The organism is Nitrincola iocasae (genome assembly GCF_008727795.1).
In the GTDB taxonomy this organism is placed as follows: Bacteria; Pseudomonadota; Gammaproteobacteria; order Pseudomonadales; family Balneatricaceae; genus Nitrincola; species Nitrincola iocasae.
Genome location: NZ_CP044222.1, coordinates 1,565,801 through 1,584,806, shown reverse-complemented (window position 1 = coordinate 1,584,806; position 19,006 = coordinate 1,565,801). Strand labels below are relative to the sequence as shown.

Annotated in this window: 14 protein-coding genes; 7 read left to right on the top strand and 7 right to left on the bottom strand. The window is 50.6% G+C overall.

Annotation, left to right across the window (positions count from 1 at the left end; translation table 11 throughout):
- Positions 1-4 precede the first annotated feature (4 nt).
- The gene (locus tag F5I99_RS07180; protein ID WP_151054506.1) at positions 5-2,425 is read left to right on the top strand and encodes a putative bifunctional diguanylate cyclase/phosphodiesterase; all 2,421 of its coding nucleotides are present in this window, start codon (positions 5-7) and stop codon (positions 2,423-2,425) included.
- On the opposite strand, the gene F5I99_RS07175 is transcribed toward F5I99_RS07180, so the two are convergent.
- Entirely contained in the window at positions 2,422-2,805 is a 384-nt protein-coding gene (locus tag F5I99_RS07175) for a diacylglycerol kinase (protein ID WP_151054505.1), read from the bottom strand. The two genes, F5I99_RS07180 and F5I99_RS07175, sit on opposite strands and share 4 nt — an antisense overlap.
- A gap of 9 nt (positions 2,806-2,814) precedes the next feature.
- Entirely contained in the window at positions 2,815-4,836 is a 2,022-nt protein-coding gene (gene uvrB, locus F5I99_RS07170) for an excinuclease ABC subunit UvrB (RefSeq protein ID WP_151054503.1), read from the bottom strand.
- A 113-nt stretch (positions 4,837-4,949) separates the two neighbouring features.
- On the opposite strand from uvrB, the gene F5I99_RS07165 reads away from it, so the two are divergent.
- From F5I99_RS07165 to F5I99_RS07140, 6 genes are all read left to right on the top strand, one after another.
- Entirely contained in the window at positions 4,950-6,134 is a 1,185-nt protein-coding gene (locus F5I99_RS07165) for a pyridoxal phosphate-dependent aminotransferase (RefSeq protein WP_151054501.1), read from the top strand.
- 229 nt (positions 6,135-6,363) lie between these two features.
- Positions 6,364-7,560 carry a GGDEF domain-containing protein gene (locus F5I99_RS07160; RefSeq protein WP_151054499.1) on the top strand — a complete coding sequence of 399 codons (1,197 nt, stop codon included), beginning with the start codon at positions 6,364-6,366 and terminating at the stop codon, positions 7,558-7,560.
- A 111-nt stretch (positions 7,561-7,671) separates the two neighbouring features.
- Entirely contained in the window at positions 7,672-8,313 is a 642-nt protein-coding gene (locus tag F5I99_RS07155; RefSeq protein ID WP_151054497.1) for a TetR/AcrR family transcriptional regulator, read from the top strand.
- Positions 8,310-9,368, top strand: coding sequence for an efflux RND transporter periplasmic adaptor subunit (locus F5I99_RS07150; protein WP_151054495.1), 1,059 nt, complete (start codon positions 8,310-8,312; stop codon positions 9,366-9,368). Before F5I99_RS07155 ends, F5I99_RS07150 begins: the two co-directional genes overlap by 4 nt.
- Positions 9,365-12,418 (top strand): efflux RND transporter permease subunit, encoded by a 3,054-nt coding sequence (locus tag F5I99_RS07145; RefSeq protein ID WP_151054493.1) that lies wholly within the window; start codon positions 9,365-9,367, stop codon positions 12,416-12,418. The genes F5I99_RS07150 and F5I99_RS07145 overlap by 4 nt, the downstream gene beginning before the upstream one ends.
- 10 nt (positions 12,419-12,428) lie before the next feature.
- Entirely contained in the window at positions 12,429-13,721 is a 1,293-nt protein-coding gene (locus F5I99_RS07140; protein ID WP_225307584.1) for a TolC family outer membrane protein, read from the top strand.
- Between the two features lie 353 nt (positions 13,722-14,074).
- Here the strand turns inward: F5I99_RS07140 and F5I99_RS07135 are convergent, their stop codons facing one another.
- The 5 genes from F5I99_RS07135 to F5I99_RS07115 all read right to left on the bottom strand — a co-directional run bounded on the left by F5I99_RS07135 (position 14,075) and on the right by F5I99_RS07115 (position 18,899).
- A complete protein-coding gene (locus tag F5I99_RS07135; protein WP_151054489.1) occupies positions 14,075-14,716 on the bottom strand; it encodes a hypothetical protein in 642 nt (213 codons plus the stop codon).
- Positions 14,717-14,746: 30 nt separating this feature from the next.
- Positions 14,747-15,313 (bottom strand): dCTP deaminase, encoded by a 567-nt coding sequence (dcd, locus tag F5I99_RS07130; RefSeq protein WP_151054487.1) that lies wholly within the window; start codon positions 15,311-15,313, stop codon positions 14,747-14,749.
- A gap of 137 nt (positions 15,314-15,450) precedes the next feature.
- Positions 15,451-16,299: an iron-sulfur cluster carrier protein ApbC gene (apbC, locus tag F5I99_RS07125; RefSeq protein ID WP_151054485.1), complete on the bottom strand. Its 849-nt coding sequence runs from the start codon at positions 16,297-16,299 to the stop codon at positions 15,451-15,453.
- A gap of 214 nt (positions 16,300-16,513) precedes the next feature.
- The gene (gene trmA, locus F5I99_RS07120) at positions 16,514-17,608 is read right to left on the bottom strand and encodes a tRNA (uridine(54)-C5)-methyltransferase TrmA (protein WP_151054484.1); all 1,095 of its coding nucleotides are present in this window, start codon (positions 17,606-17,608) and stop codon (positions 16,514-16,516) included.
- Between the two features lie 70 nt (positions 17,609-17,678).
- Positions 17,679-18,899: an HDOD domain-containing protein gene (locus tag F5I99_RS07115; protein WP_151054482.1), complete on the bottom strand. Its 1,221-nt coding sequence runs from the start codon at positions 18,897-18,899 to the stop codon at positions 17,679-17,681.
- Positions 18,900-19,006 lie beyond the last annotated feature (107 nt).

Here is a 19,006-nt window from a genome sequence, read left to right as displayed (position 1 = left end):
GAGCATGAAAGACTCCCGCTTCAAAGGCTCTATCCGTAAACGCCTAATTGTCATGATTATGATGTTGGTGTCGCTAACCGGATTAAGTGGTTATTGCTCATTTCTCTACTGGTTCATGTCAACTCAGCAGCAACATGCTGTCAGTCAGGCAGAAACGGTTGCTCTGGTGCTGAGTCAGGATTTTGCCCGCCTGCTATTATTGAATGATGTCGCTGTCGCCGCTGATATTTCAGCCAAACTAGCCTCTTTCCCCACCTTAAAGTCGATGGTGCTCTATAACAACGATGAGAAACCGGTACACCAATATCAGACCACCGCTGAGCGCCAGAGCCCTCCTGACCTGACTGACCTGACTGACCAGACAACAGCATTGATAAAAGGAGAGCTCCGGGACAATCGATTGCATTTTATTCTACCCGCCAGCTACCAGGGTAGTGTTTTTGGGCAGGTCTATATTCAGTTGCAGGCCACCAGCTTGCTCCAGATCATCCGACGTGATGCTCCGGCACTGGTAGTGATTGGGATACTGATGATGCTGGCCTCATACCTGCTGGCAGCAACAGTGGAAAAACGCTTCAGTGGACCTATTCTGCGCCTGGTAGGTTTTCTTGAACGTATTAGTGATTCAAACCAGTTACAACAACGCATTTCCACCGGAGAGGACAATGAATTTGGCAAGCTTTATCTGGAAGTGAACACCATGCTTGAACGCCTGGATCAATCGCATAAAGCTCTGCAACTGGCTGCCATCGCCTTCGATACACCCAGCGGCATGCTAATTACCGATGCTGACAACCGGATTTTACAAGTTAACCGCGCCTTCACCGAAATCACCGGCTACACAGCTAAAGAATGCATTGGCAATACCCCCGCCATGCTCAAATCTGGCCGTCAGGATTCGACATTTTATGAGGCTATGTGGCACCAGTTGAAAACACATCACTATTGGGCGGGCGAAATCTGGAATAAACGCAAGAACGGCAAAATATACCCTGAATACCTGACCATACAGCCAGTGCTCAATGATAAACAGGAAACCCTCAACTATGTCGCTGCCTTTATTGATCTGAGTCGACAAAAATCCGCTGAAGATAAACTGGAATATTTCACGCTACATGATCCATTGACTGGTTTGGCAAACCGAAAACTACTGACAGAAACCCTGGAACAGCAGCTAAAGGAAAAGATTGCTGGTGCATTATTGTGTTTCGACCTGAATAACTTCAAGTTGGTAAATGATTCCTTTGGCCAGGAAACCGGCGATCATTTGCTGCTACAGATCGCTCACAGAATGCGCAACAAGCTCAAAGATGCTGATCTACTGGTGCGTCTGAGTGCGGATGAGTTCGCGCTCTGGTTTAATCAGCTCAGTGATCAACCTCAATCTGCCGCACTGGAAGCAGAGGGTCTGGCTGAACGGGTCATGGGGCTTATGACCACGCCTTTCATTATCAACAACCAACCGCTATCTTGTAGCGCCAGTGTTGGTATAGCCATTACCACCCCATCAGATCCGATTTCGGCAACTCAGTTAGTGCAACAAGCGGACTCAGCCTTGCACCAGGCCAAGCAGGGTGATGGCAATCAGACAGCCTTCTACGATGCCAGGGCCGCAACGATTGCCAGAGAATATATTCAACTGCACACGGCCCTGCTTCAGGCATTAAATAAAAATGAATTCAGCCTGTTTTACCAGCCGCAAACCAATGCTCAAGGCCAGGTAATTGGTGCGGAAGCATTAATTCGCTGGATAAACCCAGAAAAGGGGCTGATCTCACCACTGCATTTTATACCTGCCGCTGAACGCTCTGGATTAATTCTGGCGATTGGTGAGTGGGTACTGCAAACCGCATGCATGACACTACGAAGCTGGCAGGAAACAACTGCTACCCGCGGACTATCACTGTCAGTCAATGTCAGCACACGCCAGTTTTACCAGGAAGACTTTATTGATCGGGTCACAAAGGCACTGCAGCTCAGTGGTGCTAACCCTCGCTTGTTAAAACTGGAACTGACTGAATCCTTGCTAGCAGATGACCTCAACCGGGTGGTTGATACCATGAAAGCGCTGACCAATCTTAACGTGCGGCTTTCGCTGGATGACTTCGGCACGGGTTACTCTTCTCTGCAGTATCTGCAACGCCTGCCACTGCATCAAATAAAAGTTGACCAATCCTTCATCAAAGATATGCTCAACAGTCACAGCAAGAATGAAGCAATCGTACGCACCGTGCTTTCACTGGGTGAAGCCTTCGGTTTTGAGGTCATGGCTGAAGGGGTAGAAACCCTGGATCAATTGAAATTTTTACAGCAATTAGGCTACCGGCAGTTTCAGGGATACTATTTCTGCCGTCCAATCCCTAAAGACCAGTTTCTGGATTACTGCAAGCAATACAATTACAACTCGCCGGGGATCAGGCACTAAATCGCAACAAACAGATTATCCCAGACAATTCCGCCCCAGAGCAGCAGTGTTATTATCAAGGCAAAAAGTACTGCGGCAGAACCCAAATCCTTGGCAAGCCCTGCCAGGGCATGAAACTCTGTACCAGCCCGATCGACAACCGCCTCTATCGCTGTGTTCAACAGTTCGAAAATCAGCACCAGCAACAGCGAACTGATCAGCAACCCCAACTGCAATCCCGACTCAGCCAACCAGAAAGCAGCTGGCAGCAACACTACGGCGGCCCAGATTTCATAGCGAAAGGCGGGTTCACTGGCATATGCGGCTCTAATCCCCTTGATAGAATAACGCGTAGCATAATAAAAGCGCTTGGGTCCGGTGGCTTTTGTGACTTGTTTCATGCTTTACCCTCAAAGTACGTTGGCACTGTGCTTCAGACGCTCCAACTCATCACGGAAATTAGCCGCTTTTTCAAACTCAAGATTGCGTGCCGCTTCATACATTTGGTCTTCCAGGCGGGTCAGCGCTTTAGCCAGCTCTTTAGGTGACAAAGCGGCTTCATTAACCAGATAATCGCCCTGAGTTTCGGCCGCCTTGCGCGCACCACGAGATGATTTGCGAGAGCCCGGTGCCTGAGCACCTTCCATAATATCGGCCACAGACTTGAAGATGCCCTTGGGGGTAATACCATGTTCGAGGTTATAGGCAATCTGTTTGTTGCGGCGTCGATCGGTTTCATCCATCGCACGCTGCATCGAACCCGTGATCCGGTCAGCATAGAGAATCGCACGACCGTTAACGTTACGTGCGGCCCGGCCAATGGTCTGGATCATGGAGGTTTCCGAACGCAGGAAACCCTCTTTGTCCGCATCCAGAATAGTCACCAGCGAGACCTCAGGCATATCGATCCCTTCCCGCAGCAGGTTAATCCCCACCAGCACATCAAACTCACCAATGCGCAGATCACGGATAATCTCAACCCGCTCTACCGTATCTATATCTGAATGAAGGTAACGCACCCTGACACCGTGCTCAGCCAGATACTCAGTGAGATCTTCTGCCATGCGCTTGGTCAGCACTGTTACCACCACGCGTTCTTTCAGTGCCGTCACCTTATGGATTTCACCCAGCAGGTCATCCACCTGAGAAACCGCAGGGCGCACCTCGACCATCGGATCGATCAAGCCGGTAGGTCGTACCACCTGCTCGACGATCTGCTGCGCATTCGCCGCTTCATACTTGCTCGGCGTGGCTGAAACGAAAATCATCTGTGGCGCCAGTTCTTCCCACTCTTCAAATTTGAGTGGCCGGTTATCCAGCGCTGAAGGCAGACGGAAGCCATATTCCACCAGAGTTTCCTTACGCGAACGGTCACCCCGGTACATCGCCCCGATTTGTGGCACGGTTACATGCGACTCATCTATCACCAGCAAGGCATCGTTCGGTAGATAATCGAATAACGTAGGTGGTGCCATACCCAGATCACGCCCGGACAAGTAGCGTGAGTAGTTCTCGATGCCGGAGCAATAACCCAATTCCAGGATCATCTCTATGTCATATAAGGTGCGCTGCTCCAGACGCTGCGCTTCCACCAGTTTGTTGTTTTCCTTAAGCAGTGCCAGGCGCTCAATCAGCTCAGCCTTAATATACTGCGTCGCCTCGACCAGGGTGTCGCGTGGAGTGACATAGTGGGTCTTAGGATAAATCGTGGCACGCGGCACGCGACGCAACACTTCACCAGTGAGCGGATCAAAATAACTGATCTGCTCCACCTCTTCATCGAAGAGTTCTATGCGAATCGCCTCCATTTCCGATTCAGCCGGAAACACATCAATCACATCGCCACGCACCCGGTAATTACCGCGATGCAGTTCGACATCGTTGCGGGTGTATTGCAGCTCAGCCAGGCGACGTAACAGGGTGCGTTGATCAACCTGATCACCACGATCCAGATGTAACATCATCGACAGATAGGATTTCGGATCACCCAGACCATAGATCGCCGACACCGTTGCCACAATGATCGCGTCCTTGCGCTCCAACAGTGCCTTGGTTGCCGACAGGCGCATCTGCTCTATATGGTCATTGATCGAGGCATCCTTCTCGATAAAGGTATCAGATGACGGCACATAGGCTTCCGGCTGGTAATAGTCGTAGTAGGAAACGAAATACTCTACGGCATTATCCGGAAAGAACTCCTTGAACTCACCATAGAGCTGCGCCGCCAGGGTTTTGTTATGCGCCATGATGATGGTGGGGCGCTGTACAGCCGCAATAACGTTGGCAATGGTGAAGGTTTTTCCCGACCCGGTTACCCCCAGCAAGGTCTGTGAAGCCAGGCCCGACTCTATCCCATCGACCAGCGCACTGATCGCTTCGGGCTGATCCCCGGCAGGCTGGAAACCGGAATGCACTTTAAAACGCTGCTTCACATTAAACTCCTGGAATTTTTAATCATTTTCAACCTTTCGGGGATTTAGAGAATCACGTCTATACTGTATGCTTAAGTAAGTTATTTACACCAGTCAATCATGAGGGTTTTAGCTTGGACGTGCAGCTTTCCAACCGTGTAAACAGCATCAAACCATCCCCCACTCTTGCCGTAACCAACCGTGCCGCTGAACTGCGTGCAGCAGGTAAAAATATTATTGGTTTGGGTGCCGGTGAGCCAGACTTTGATACCCCCGATCATATCAAAGCCGCCGCCATTGAAGCCATTAACAATGGCTTTACCAAATACACTGCGGTTGACGGCACCCCCGGCCTGAAAAAAGCCATTATAGCGAAATTCAAGCGCGATAATGGACTCGATTACGAGGCAAACCAGATTCTGGTTTCCAGCGGCGGCAAACAGAGCTTTTTCAACATGGCGCTGGCACTGCTGAACGAAGGCGATGAAGTGATTATACCGGCGCCTTACTGGGTGTCTTATCCCGATATGGTGCTGGTCGCTGAAGGACAACCGGTGATCCTCGAAACCACCCAGGAAAACCGTTTCAAGATCACCCCGGAACAGCTGGAAGCGGCGATTAACGACCGCACCCGCGTTGTGGTGCTGAACAGCCCATCCAACCCATCGGGCGTGGCGTATACGCTGGAAGAACTGAAAGCGCTGGGTGAAGTCATCAAACCTTACCCGGACATCATCATTGCTACGGATGATATGTACGAGCACATTCTGTTTGGCGACCAGCCGTTCTGCAACATTTTGAACGCCTGCCCGGAACTCTACGATCAAACCATCGTGCTTAATGGCGTATCCAAAGCCTATTCCATGACCGGCTGGCGTATCGGTTATGCCGCTGGTCCAGCCAAGCTGATTGGGGCGATGAAAAAAATTCAGTCGCAGAGCACCTCGAACCCCAACTCCATCGCCCAGGTAGCTGCCGAAGCGGCACTGAACGGTGATCAAGGTTGCGTGGCTGAGATGGTTAAAGCCTTCAAGGCACGCCATGACTTTGTCGTCAAAGCGCTAAACGAAATTGATGGCGTTGACTGTATTGCGGCAGACGGCACCTTCTATGCCTTCCCAAGCTTTCAGCAAGTGATCGATAGCCGTCCTGAGATTGAAGACGATATCGCCCTGGCCGAATTCCTGTTACTGGAAGCCGGTGTCGCACTGGTTCCGGGCTCCGCCTTCGGCACCCCCGGCAATCTGCGCCTGTCTTTCGCCACCAGCATGGAAAAACTTGAAGACGCCATCGCGCGTATCAAGAAAGCCTTGCAGTAAAGCTCGGTGGGTACTCGGCACTGAAGGGGTAGTGGTGTAGCTTCTGTGTGACCGTCTGCCGCCAGGACGGCGGCAGTCGAGCAGCCAAGGACGGCGAACAGCGTGTCACACAGCAGCAACACCACTGCCCGGCCTGTCAGTAGTAGAATCCAGGCTTTCGTAGCCACAAACATACCTGTATATTACAAAGTAATGAACCATCTCGCCGACAAGTTGTGCAGGTAATCCAATGAAAACCAAGATCATTCCCGCCCTGCTGGATACAGCAGATGCTCCCATGCTACTGATCAATGATCAGGTGCACGAGTGGTCTAATGCACGCTTTCGTGACTTGCCGGAAGCCCTGCGTACACCGATACTCACCTGGGCTCAAAATCAGGACACAGAATGGCTAGAACTGGAAGGCTATCGCTTTCAGCGCCTTAGCGCCAAACAGCATACCGCGATTATTGGTTACATCGTTGACCGTAACCGCCTGCAACGCACCCTGCTGCTCAAATTACTGCCAGGACTCCAGGCCGGTGGCGACCCCTACCAAAACACGGCAAAAGTACTTGGACCGCTGCTGGGATGGAAAAACTGCCTGGTTGCAAAGCGTAAAACTGACAGATCACTGGAAGTGCTTGGCCACTGGCAGGATGGCAAACTGCTACCACCGGCTTCGCAGAAGCTCATCGGCAATGCCGCTCAAGGCTTGTATGAAGGTGAATCAACCCACATTTCCATTAAAGCCCTGTGCCGGGAGTTCCCTCTGGATGAGCTGCTCAGCGAAACACCATCGGCTTTATGGATAGGACACCGCATCGACCTGCCCGAGCAAAATGGTGTTGGGCACCTGTGCGTCTGGGGTCAACCGGAACACGTTGATACCGAAGCCACCGAATGGTTAATGGGTCTGGCCGTTGATACCCTCAGCGCCTGGCTGTTAAGTCAGCATCATGCTGAAAACAAGGATTATGAACCCTCCAGCGAACCACGAGATCAACTAACGGGTCTACCTGGCCCCAAAACTTTTGATCTTGCATTGACACATGCTGCTAGCACCTACCAGCAAACCCAACAAGATTTTCTGGTTGCTCTGGTCGATATTGATGGCCTTACCCATATCAATGACCAATACGGCAAGTTGGCCGGAGACAAATTAATCCAGCGTTTCGCCGACGAACTACTGAACATGTGCCGTCGCCGGGATCAGGTATTTCGCCTGGGTGGAGATGAATTTCTGCTACTGATGCCTATGACTCACACGCCTCCCCCCGTTGCCAAACGCCTGGATCGTATCAGTAAGCAACTGCAAGCTGATATTCCCGAATTCAACCTGAACCTGTCCATGTCTACTCTGTCAGAAGTCAAAGGCAGCAGCGAAGAGCTGATGCTGACCATCGATCAACGCCTCAAAGCGAACAAAGATAATCATAAAAAATAACTGCCAGTGATCTGCTTGCACTACTTTACGTATTTTTTCACAAAAATATTATTGAACTGACCGGTCAGTAAATATATTATTAGCACCTTTCTAGAACAGTCGGTTTAAAATATGACCAAAGGCAGACCCCCTACTCACAGTCGTGAGAAACTCCTTGAAAAAGGGATAGAACTGTTTCATCAAAATGGTTATCACGGCACCGGGCTCAGCACCATCCTGCAGGCCTGCAAAGTATCCAAGGGTTCTTTTTACAATTTTTTCAACAGCAAGGAAGAGTATGCCGTTGAAGTGATTGAATTTTACCAGGCTCTGGAGATTGATCGATGGAATCAGGAGTTTGCCCAGCTCAGTGGGACACATTTTGTAAAGTTACGCAAAGCTTTGGCGTTACTGATTGAAGATCTGGACTGCTGCCGCGAAAATGTAGGCTGTCTGATTGCCAACCTGTCCGGTGAAATCGGCAACGAATCGCCAGCTTTTCGCCAGGCGATGAGTCGCGCAACGTCCCGGGTCATCAAGCTAATGGCCGAAGACATGCAGATCTGTCAGCAGGAAGGTTGTGTTCGCACCGACTTACCGCCCGAGGTGCTGGCGTCATTAATTTGGGATTGTTGGCAGGGTGCACTACTACGTATGAAAGTCGATGACTCCCGTGCTCCACTACGCCAGACACTGGCATTATTATGGGACTATATTTTACCACCGGCTACATTTAAGACTGATCGAGATTTCAACAAGGGACCGCATGCATGAAATATCTACGCTCACCACTCACGTCCACCCTGCTTTGTTTCAGCCTGGCATTGTCAGCACTTCCACTGATGGCCCAGGAGTCACAGGGCCTGCCAGCTGAAGTTTACCAGGTTGAAACCTCTACACTAAACCATGTGCTGAACGCAGTCGGCACCCTGCGTGCCAATGAATCCGTTATTCTTCGTCCGGAAATCACTGGACGCATCTCAGATATTCTATTTGGAGAAGGTGAAGCCGTTGAAGCAGGACAAGCGCTGATACAACTGGATGGTGCTTCCTATGAAGCCGAGTTGGCACAAGCTCAGGCCCAGGCCAACCTCAGCCGAGTTGAATACCAGCGGGCGGCCGACCTGCTGGAGCGTCGCGTAGGCTCACAAACTGACCGTGACACACGGCTGGCACAATTACGAGTAGATGAAGCGCAAGTGGAACTCGCTCGCACACAGTTGGAAAAAACCACTATTAATGCTCCGTTTGACGGTGTGGTGGGGCTTCGACAAGTCAGTCCGGGCGACTTTGTCTCTGCCGGACAGGATCTGGTAGAAGTAACCGACTTTTCAGAAATGAAAATGGACTTCACATTACCTGAGCGCAATCTCAGCCAGATTAAAGTCGGGCAGCAAATTGAAATACAAGTCGAAGCACTCCCCGGAGAAGTCTTTCAAGGGGAAGTTTATGCCATCTCCCCTTCATCACGCAGTGGCAGTCACAATCTCAGTATTCGTGCCCGCATACCTAATGACAGCGACAAACTACGCCCAGGACTTTTCGCCCGCATTACCATCATCACCGGACAGGATGATCAGGCACTGATGGTTCCGGAAAGCGCAATCATCCCGCAGAACAATGAATTTTTTATTATGCGACTGAATGAAGATAACCAGGTCGGCTTAGTGCCAGTCACCTTAGGCAGCCGTCGTTATGGTGTTGTACAGATACTCAGTGGAATTGAAGCCGGTGATGTCATAGTAACCGCAGGCCAGATCAAACTCCGTCCCGGTATGCCGGTCACTCCACTGTTCCCACAGACTAACAGCCAGGGATCGGATGCATGATTCTTTCCGAAATCAGTATAAAACGACCTGTACTCGCAATTGTTATCAGTTTGTTGGTGCTACTTGTAGGTTTTATCTCCTATGACCGCCTGACACTGCGTGAGTACCCGCATATCGATGTACCCGTAGTCACGGTGGATACCAGCTATACCGGGGCCAGTGCGACTATTATCGAATCCCAGGTCACAAAAATTATTGAGGACTCACTATCGGGAATTGAAGGCATCGACTTTATGAGTTCGATCAGCCGTTCCGAGCGCAGTCAGATTACCATCAACTTCCGTATTGACCGCGACCCGGATGCTGCCGCCAATGATGTGCGTGACCGCGTCAGTCGTGTCAGAGGACAGCTTCCTGACGACATCGACGAGCCGATTGTGGCCAAATCAGAAGCCGATGCTCAACCGATTATCTGGATAGCCTTATCCTCCGATGTACATGACCCGATGGAAGTAACTGACTTCGCTCAACGTCGTGTGCGTGATCCGTTGCAAACCGTTTCCGGTGTAGCCAGTGTGCGTATGGGCGGGGAACGCCGGTATGCCATGCGTCTGTGGCTGGATCCGGACAAAATGGCTGCTTATGAAGTTATCCCCCAGGATATTGAAGCCGCTCTGAGTGCTCAGAATATTGAATTGCCAGCCGGGCGTATCGAAAGCAAAGACCGTGAATTCACCATTCTGGCACAAACTGACCTGAACGACACTGAAGAGTTCGAGCAGATCATTATTCGTCAGGATGGTGATTATCTGGTAAGGGTTGCTGACGTTGCACGCGTAGACATCGCCCCTGAAGCCTCACGTAATCACGCCCGTTTCAATGGGGTCAGAGCACAGGGCCTGGGGATAGTACGCCAATCAACCGCTAATCCACTGGATGTGTCCGCTGGCGTGCGTGAAATGCTGTCGACCATTGAGCCTACCCTGCCAGAGGGCATGAAGATTCAGGTCGCCTATGACTCCTCAGTATTTATTGAACGCTCTATTGAGTCAGTGTACGAAACGCTGATCATGGCCGGATTACTCGTAGTCGTGGTCATCTTTTTCTTCCTGCGTAATTTGCGCGCCACGCTGATTCCAGTAGTCACCATCCCGCTGTCCCTGATCGGGGCATTTGCAATGATGTACCTGCTGAACTTTTCTATCAACACCCTGACACTGCTGGCACTGGTACTTGCCATAGGTCTGGTGGTGGATGATGCCATCGTCATGCTGGAGAACATTTTCAGGCATGTCGAAGAAGGGCTGCACCCGATTCAAGCGGCATTCAAAGGCAGCAAAGAAATAGGGTTTGCCATCGTGGCCACCACAGCCACACTGGTGGCCGTATTCGTGCCTGTCAGCTTCTCCAGCGGCCAAACTGGACGCTTGTTTACCGAGTTCGCCCTGACTCTGGCCGGTGCAGTCGTTGTATCTACCTTTATTGCACTAACCCTGGCACCCATGCTCTGCTCACGGTTACTGCACCATGAGAAAAAACACAGCGCCATCTTCAACCTGATTGAAGGCTGGCTGGTAGGGCTGAGTAACGGCTACCACTGGTTGCTGGAAAAAACCCTGAATGGACGTATTTTCGCCCTGGCATTAATGCTTGTCAGCCTGGCTGGCGCGGGCTACTTCTACACCCTGCTACCGCAGGAACTGGCACCAGTTGAAGACCGTGGCACCATCATGACCTTCTCCGTTAACCCTGATGGTTCGTCTGTAGAATATGTAAACCGCTACGCCAAGCAGGTTGAAGCCATCATTTCAGGCATTCCTGAGCGTACACACCACTTCGCTATCACCGGTTTTCCCAGCGAAACCAACTCACTGACTTTCGTGCGCCTGGAAGACTGGGAAAATCGTACCCGCTCACAGCAGGAAGTTGCCGCCGAACTCACCGGCAAACTCTATAGTGGCGTACCGGGCAATATGTCCTTCGCCATCAACCTGCCCTCACTGGGACAGAGTTTCATCTCCAGACCCGTCGAGTTTGTCATCAAAACCACGGGTGACTATGATGACCTGAAAGTGATCACCGATAAGATGCTGGCAAAAATTGCAGAAAATGAGAACTTTCAGCAGGTTGACACAGATCTTAAGCTCAACAAACCGGAACTGAGACTGACACTCAACCGCGAAAAAGTGGCTGAAGCCGGTTTAAGTGTTGCAGAAGTGGGTCGCAGCCTGGAAACCTATATGTCAGGCCGTACCCTCACCCGTTTCAAGCGTGGTGGTGAGCAATATGACGTCATTCTGCAGATCGAAGACAGTTTCCGCGAAACACATGATGACCTTTCCAAAGTCTATGTGCGTTCTGCGGCGGGTGAAATGATTCAATTAGGCAACCTGATCACGGTTGAAGAAACCGTTGCACCACGTGAGCTGAACCACTTTGATAAACTCAAAGCGGTCAAAATTGAATCCATGCTGGCCCCTGATTACAGTCTCGGTGATGCATTAGACTATCTTGAAGCATCACTGGCTGAAATAGCACCGGATGCCCTGTTTGACTATGCCGGTCAATCGCGTGAATTCCGTGAATCAGCCAATACCATGCAGGTCACATTTATCCTGTCGCTGATCTTTATCTTCCTGGTACTGGCCGCACAGTTTGAAAGCTTCAAAAATCCGCTGATCATCATGCTGGCTGTTCCGCCCGCACTGGCAGGTGGCTTGATCGCCCTGTTCTACTCGGGAGGCAGCCTGAATATCTACAGCCAGATTGGCCTGATAACCCTTGTCGGCCTGGTGACCAAACATGGTATTCTAATTGTCGAATTCGCCAATCAGTTGCAAGATAAGGGCATGGAGCTTAAAGAGGCCATCATCGAAGCCGCCTCATTACGCCTGCGCCCAATTCTGATGACCACCGGTGCAACCGTACTCGGTACCCTGCCGCTGGCTCTGGCCGTTGGTGCCGGTGCCGAATCACGCCACCAAATAGGCTGGGTTATTGTTGGCGGTATGATGTTAGGTACGGTGTTGACATTGTTTGTAATACCTACCATCTATAGTATTTTTGGTAAACGTAACTTTAAAGTGATTGAGCCCGATTATGAAATCTAAGGACTGTTCTGTGAAAACGCTGAAAAGACTTTTACTCCCGACTCTGATCAGTTCAGCTCTGACAGTTTCTGGCTTCGCCTCTGCAGGCCCCCTGGCTGACCTTTACCGTATGGCATTGGACAACGACCCACAATTGAAGCAGGCTGAAGCCGAACTCATGGCAGGTCTGGAAGCGCCCATTCAAGGGCGCGCGGGTCTTTTGCCAAGCGCCAGCCTAACGGCAAATACCAGCGACACGTCTGGGGGTGATCACACTACCGGCTACACCGTGAGTCTGGAGCAGCCGGTTTTTGATGCCGCCAGCTACTATAATTTCAAACGTACCGAAGTGCTGGCCGAACGTTCCAATATTGAGTTTGATCAGGCACAACAAACCCTGATTTTACGTAGTATTGAAGCCTACCTGGAAGTACTCAGAGCGCTCAGCACACTGGAAAACTCCCAGGCACAAGAACGCGCACTGCAGCGCCGTCTGGACCAGGTCAATGCCCAGTTTGAAGTGGGCCTGATCGCCGTTACTGATGTGCAGGAAGCCCAAGCCGCCTACGACCTGGCGGTAGTTGTACGCATTGATGCTGAAGGTGAGCTGCAAAACAGCTATGAAGCACTGGAACGTCTGGCAGGCCAGCCGTATAGCCAAGTGGCTAAACTCGATGCCGAATTTCCAATAGTCTCAGTTGAACCCGCTGACCCGCAGGTTTGGCTGGAAAAAGCACGCCAGGACAATCTCAATCTGAAAGTTGCAGAAGCCCAGCTTGAAATCACTCGACGCAATGCACAAGCCAAACGCAGCGATCATCTGCCTACGGTCACTCTCGGTCTGACGCATAATAACAACCGCATTCATGGCAACAGCGCGCGTGATGGCTGGAACGACACCAATACAGTTGCCCTGCGTATGAACATGCCACTCTATGCCGGTGGCAGCCTGAACTCAGCACAGCGTCAAGCTGAGCATGAGCAGATTGCCAGCACGCATTTTCGAGAAGACACACTTCGTTCAGTAACCGAAGGCACACGCTCATTACTTCGTACATTGCAAACCAGTGTCCAAGGCGTACAAGCACGTCAGCAAAGCATTTTGTCTCGCGAAACGGCTTTACGGGCAACGGAAGAAGGGTTCAATGTCGGGACACGTAACGTGGTGGACGTACTTCAGGCAGAGCAAAACCTGTTTGAAGCCCGTCTGGCATACGAAAACGCCCGAATAGACCACATAAACGCGCTATTTCAATTCAAACAAACCATCGGTACCCTAAACCCCGATGATCTGTATGCATTAGATGGGTGGTTGATCCCGTAAATAATCGCCCGGGGACCGGGCTCCTACAACAACAACCCGTGTAGATGCTTCTGTAGGAGCCCAGTCTCTGGGCGATTGGATTATTCGCCCGCGGAGCGGGCTCCTACAACAACCCATGTAGATGCTTCTGTAGGAGCCCAGTCTCTGGGCGATTGGGTTATTCGCTCGCAGAGCGGGCTCCCACAACAACCCGTGTAGATGCACCTGTAGGAGCCCAGTTTCTGGGCGATTGGGTTATTCGCTCGCGGAGCGAGCTCCTACAATAACCCGTGTAGATGCACCTGTAGGAGCCCAGTCTCTGGGCGATTGGCCTATTCGCCCGCAGAGCGGGCTCCTACAGCCCTCCCTTCACCTCAATGGAGGGTAATCCCCAAGGGCTTGACCTGCTCTTTAATCACATCAAACTTGTCACGCAAATCTTCCAACGGAAACAGGCCGAAATCCAACGGATCAACCGGCAGCTCGTACCAGTCCAGCGTCCACACGCGAGTCATCAACTCAAACTCGCCAATCAGTGCGTCCATAAAGATCATCACCGCTTCCACGCGCGGGTCCATTTCCAGAATATCAGGCATATCTTCAAGATAGACAGCCAACTGCAACTTACCCTCTATTAAACGTAACGAGCACCAGAAATCTTCGATCTGACAGATTTCATCGCCCAGATTCACTCGTGCAGGTACAGGGTTGCAGCGCTCATTAAACGCTTTAAATTCAATGCCCCGCAGTGCCGGAGCCATGCTGACCAGGCTCAGCACCGAATGAATGGACTCGGGATAGCCATCACAGCCAAATACCATTTCAACCGGGCCTTCTTCGTCATCGCGTTCAAAGTGGAAGGTCAGGTTACGATCGATTTTCTGCAAACGCTCACGGTACTCTTCCAGTAACCGGTCAGCATCAAAGTGACTTTCATGCTGACTTTCAAGCAGCTGATCCAGCGTTTTTTCCAACTGGCTCCAGAAGGCCTCAATCTGTTCAAAGTCGTTTACCATAGTACCTCAATAATGCTTCAATGATTGCGCTCAGGTTCTCGGAACAACAACGCCAGTCTGGCCCTGATACTTGCCCGCACGATCCTTGTATGAGGTTTCGCAGACTTCATCAGCACCCAGGAACAACATCTGTGCAACCCCTTCATGTGCATAAATACGCGCTGGCAGAGGTGTAGTATTGGAAAACTCCAGCGTCACGTGACCTTCCCATTCAGGTTCCAGCGGCGTGACGTTTACGATGATTCCGCAACGGGCATAAGTGCTTTTACCCAGACAAATTGTCAACACTTCGCGGGGAATACGAAAGTACTCAACCGTGCGCGCCAGTGCAAACGAATTGGGTGGAATAATACAAACATCCGACTTCACATCGACAAAGCTGCGGTCATCAAAATGCTTTGGGTCGACAATACTGGAATTGATGTTAGTGAATATTTTGAATTCATCGGCACAACGAACATCATAGCCATAACTGGATGTGCCATAAGACACGATCGGCTGGTTATTGGCACGTCGCACCTGATTTGGCTCAAACGGCTCAATCATGTGCCGCTCCTGCGCCATCTTCCGGATCCACCGGTCTGATTTAATACCCATACACGCTCGCATTGTAATTTGTGACTGAACAACCCGCTATTTTAACCTGTTACGCAAAAAAAAACCGCCCCTTTTTACAGAGGCGGTAACAACCTGATACTAATATGCGGGGAACAAACTTCTTACTTAACTATGTATCAGTCATTTAAGACAGCAATCGATGGACCTTGGTTCCCGGCTTCCGCAATTTTTTTGGTTAATTCGACAGCTTTTCGTGCAATACCGCGATATATCTGCGCAACTCGACCCTCAGGATCAGCTACCACGCTGGGTATACCACTATCGGTCTGCTCACGAATCTCAATAACCAACGGCAACTGTCCTAACAGTTCGGTTTCATAATCCCGGGCAATACGTTCGCCACCACCCGCACCAAAAATAGCTTCTTCATGGCCGCAGTTACTGCAGATATGCAGGCTCATATTTTCAATCACACCCAACACTGGAATATCCACTTTACGGAACATTTCAATGCCTTTTTTACAATCTAGCAAGGCAATATCCTGCGGCGTTGTCACTATCACCGCACCCGTTACCGGCACTTTTTGTGACAAGGTCAACTGAATATCACCTGTACCTGGGGGCATATCAACAATCAGATAATCCAGATTATCCCAACGCGTTTGCATTAGCAGCTGCTGTAAAGCACCCGCCGCCATGGGACCACGCCAAACCATCGGCGTAGAGTCAGTTACCAGAAAACTCATCGACATAACCTGAATGCCGTGAGCTTTTAACGGCAGGAAATGCTTATCTTCATCGGCCTGAGGACGTGTGCCTGAAGGTATTCCCAACATCATGCCCTGACTAGGACCATAAATGTCAGCATCCAGAATACCGGTACGATACCCTTCAGCAGCCAGCGCCAGCGCCAAATTCACGGCAGTAGTCGATTTACCAACCCCGCCTTTGCCCGAAGCGACTGCAATAATCTGCTTAACACCATCTAGACCTGGGCGACCACCCATCTGTTGTACTGCTGACATATTCTTCTCCTGTGCACGTGCATTGACTTGTGCGTTAATTCCTACCAAGTTACCTGTAGAAGCTCGGTCTGTGGGGGCTCGGTCTGTGGGAGCTCGGTCTGTGGGAGCTCGGTCTGTGGGAGCTCGGTCTCCGAGCGATTGTTCGCTCGCGGAGCGAGCTCCTACAGCAAGATCCTACAGCAATTGTTCGCTCGCGGAGCGAGCTCCTACAATACTACCGTTTTACCAACCATACTCCACATTCTAGATGATCGGTATAGGGGAACTGATCAAACATGGCGAAGCGCTCGATTGTGTGGGTTTTGCAAATTTCGCGCAAATTCTGTTGTAAGGTATCAGGGTTGCAGGAAATGTATAAAATCCGCTCATAGGCGACCACCTGCTGTACTGTCTCATCATCCAGGCCGGAGCGTGGCGGATCGACCAAGACAGTACTGAAGTTGCAGGTATCCAACGCCAGACCTGCTACCTTGCGGGTTTCCTTCTCACCGCGCAATACCTTAACCAGATCTTCCGAGGGCATGCGCAATACATCGATATTATCAATACCGTTATCAATGATATTATCTCGCGCCGCTTTCACGGATGTTTTGGAAATCTCAGTTGCCACAACCCGACGAAAATTCTGCGCCAGTGGCAGGGTGAAATTGCCATTTCCACAGTAAAACTCAACCAGATCAGTCTCACCGGCACTGTCACGGGTGACATCCAGCGCCCAGTGGATCATATGCCGACACACTTCGGCGTTGGGCTGAGTAAAGCTGTTTTCTGTCTGAATATAGCGGTAATCTCGACCGTTGATAGGCAGCGTTTCCACCACATAATCCCGGTCCAGCATAATCTTGGATTTGCGTGCACGCCCCACTATGTCGATATTGAAGGCTTCCCGCAGAGGCGTTACCGCCGCCACCCAATCATCCCCAATTTGACGATGATAGAGCAAGGACACCAACAACTCACCCGATAAAGTACTTAAGAAGTCCACCTGAAACAAACGGTAGCGCAGCTCCTTAACCGGGCGTATTGCATCCAGAAGTGCAAACATCACCTCATGTATACGCTCAGACACCATCGGGCAGTGGGTTACCTTGACTGGCGCACGTTTGTTGCCCGGCTCAAACATCACATAATACAGATCATCACCTTCATGCCAGGTACGAAACTCGGCACGCATGCGGTAGTGTTCACGTGGTGATTCAAAAACTTCAACCGCAGGCAGTTCAAATTCAGCGAATTGCTGCAATAATCGCTGCTGCTTGGCGGCCAGCAACTGCGAATAGCGTTCAGGATCGACCTGAGGAAGTGACATAAAAAGCCTCTGTATGCATCGGACAACAAAGGCGGGATTTTATCAGGCTAGCGCTTTGAAAACGACACAATCAGCTACGCATGGCACTGGCTACTTCATGCGCCGCCATTTCCCATTTTGGCAATTGATCGATTACACCAATAGAGGTCAAATATTCACGTGATAGCCGCCCACCCAGATTGCAGCCCATCGCATTAAACAAGGGTGGCAGCAGTGAATCAGCCAGATGAACTGCGGTAAGCGCCGAAAACGCACTATCCCCCGATGCACCAGGCACATGGTGAAACAACACGGCATGCACCATTTCCGGTGCCAAATTCCAGCGATCAAGCAAGAAGGCACCCGCCTGAGCATGGGTTGCACCCAGTTTCATTTTTTCTACTACATAAATCGGTTGATTCAACTCTCGCGCCCGAATCATCACTTGGTGATATTCTTCGCCATCACCCATCGCCAACAAAATCATCCCCACATCCAGCAACAACCCGGCAAGACGTGCCTGCGCCTGCATATTACGGTCATAACCCGAGTCCCGACAAATATCAGCCGCCAGTTGACTCACCACGACTGAACGCTCTTGCAACTGTTCGAAAGAGAAGCCACGCCACTGGGCGGTTTGAGGCATGGACTCAAACAGATGCGCCGTCAGAACCAGATCACGTATGGTTCTCAACCCTAATAAGTTGATGGCTTCCTTGACGGTAAAAAAGTTATGGGATGACAGGCCAAAATATGCAGAATTCACCAGTTGAAGTATTTTGGTAACAATGCCCGGATCACGTTGAACGATATCCGATACTTCTTTAATACCAGCGGTTTCAGAGCGCAGCGCTTCGTCCAGATCAACCAGAATGGCAGGAAAAGATGGCAAATGCCCCAACGAAGAGATGTAATCACGCAGTTCCGGCTGTGTCAGCAGTTGCTCTGCCTTGATCGCACGATCCACAGCTTCATGCAATGCACGCTCGGTATAATCCAGAGATAAACAGCGATGGGCCACTTCAGCGGCATGTCCCGCTTCGAAGGGTTTCATTGGGTGAGTAATAAGAATGCGGCCAATACCAGGACGCATTTTACGTACTTTTCGCAACAGCTCGATGGATTCTTTTACATGTGAATGTGTTTTAATCACAATCACATGATAGTCGCGATCAGCGGTAGCTAAAGCCTGAAAGGCTTCTTCAATACTGAACACTATGCTCTGATCGGCCTGTAAAGGAAGCGATGCATCGCCCTTTTCATCACGCAAATCGCAAAACAGCACCTGTGTATCAATATTAGATGATGGCATTAAAAGACCCTTTTACAACGCATTGCAGATTTTAATTTTTGTTTGAAAATAGCGATTGAACTTAAAAGCTCTGTCAGTGAGGTTCATTAGGCAAAAAAAACAGCGTA

Coding starts and splice junctions, on each gene's coding strand:
- F5I99_RS07180 (WP_151054506.1), top strand. CDS start 5: ATGAAAGACTCCCGCTTCAAAGGCTCTATCCGTAAACGCCTAATTGTC.
- F5I99_RS07175 (WP_151054505.1), bottom strand. CDS start 2,805: ATGAAACAAGTCACAAAAGCCACCGGACCCAAGCGCTTTTATTATGCT.
- F5I99_RS07160 (WP_151054499.1), top strand. CDS start 6,364: ATGAAAACCAAGATCATTCCCGCCCTGCTGGATACAGCAGATGCTCCC.
- F5I99_RS07155 (WP_151054497.1), top strand. CDS start 7,672: ATGACCAAAGGCAGACCCCCTACTCACAGTCGTGAGAAACTCCTTGAA.
- F5I99_RS07150 (WP_151054495.1), top strand. CDS start 8,310: ATGAAATATCTACGCTCACCACTCACGTCCACCCTGCTTTGTTTCAGC.
- F5I99_RS07145 (WP_151054493.1), top strand. CDS start 9,365: ATGATTCTTTCCGAAATCAGTATAAAACGACCTGTACTCGCAATTGTT.
- F5I99_RS07135 (WP_151054489.1), bottom strand. CDS start 14,716: ATGGTAAACGACTTTGAACAGATTGAGGCCTTCTGGAGCCAGTTGGAA.
- dcd (WP_151054487.1), bottom strand. CDS start 15,313: ATGGGTATTAAATCAGACCGGTGGATCCGGAAGATGGCGCAGGAGCGG.
- apbC (WP_151054485.1), bottom strand. CDS start 16,299: ATGTCAGCAGTACAACAGATGGGTGGTCGCCCAGGTCTAGATGGTGTT.
- trmA (WP_151054484.1), bottom strand. CDS start 17,608: ATGTCACTTCCTCAGGTCGATCCTGAACGCTATTCGCAGTTGCTGGCC.
- F5I99_RS07115 (WP_151054482.1), bottom strand. CDS start 18,899: ATGCCATCATCTAATATTGATACACAGGTGCTGTTTTGCGATTTGCGT.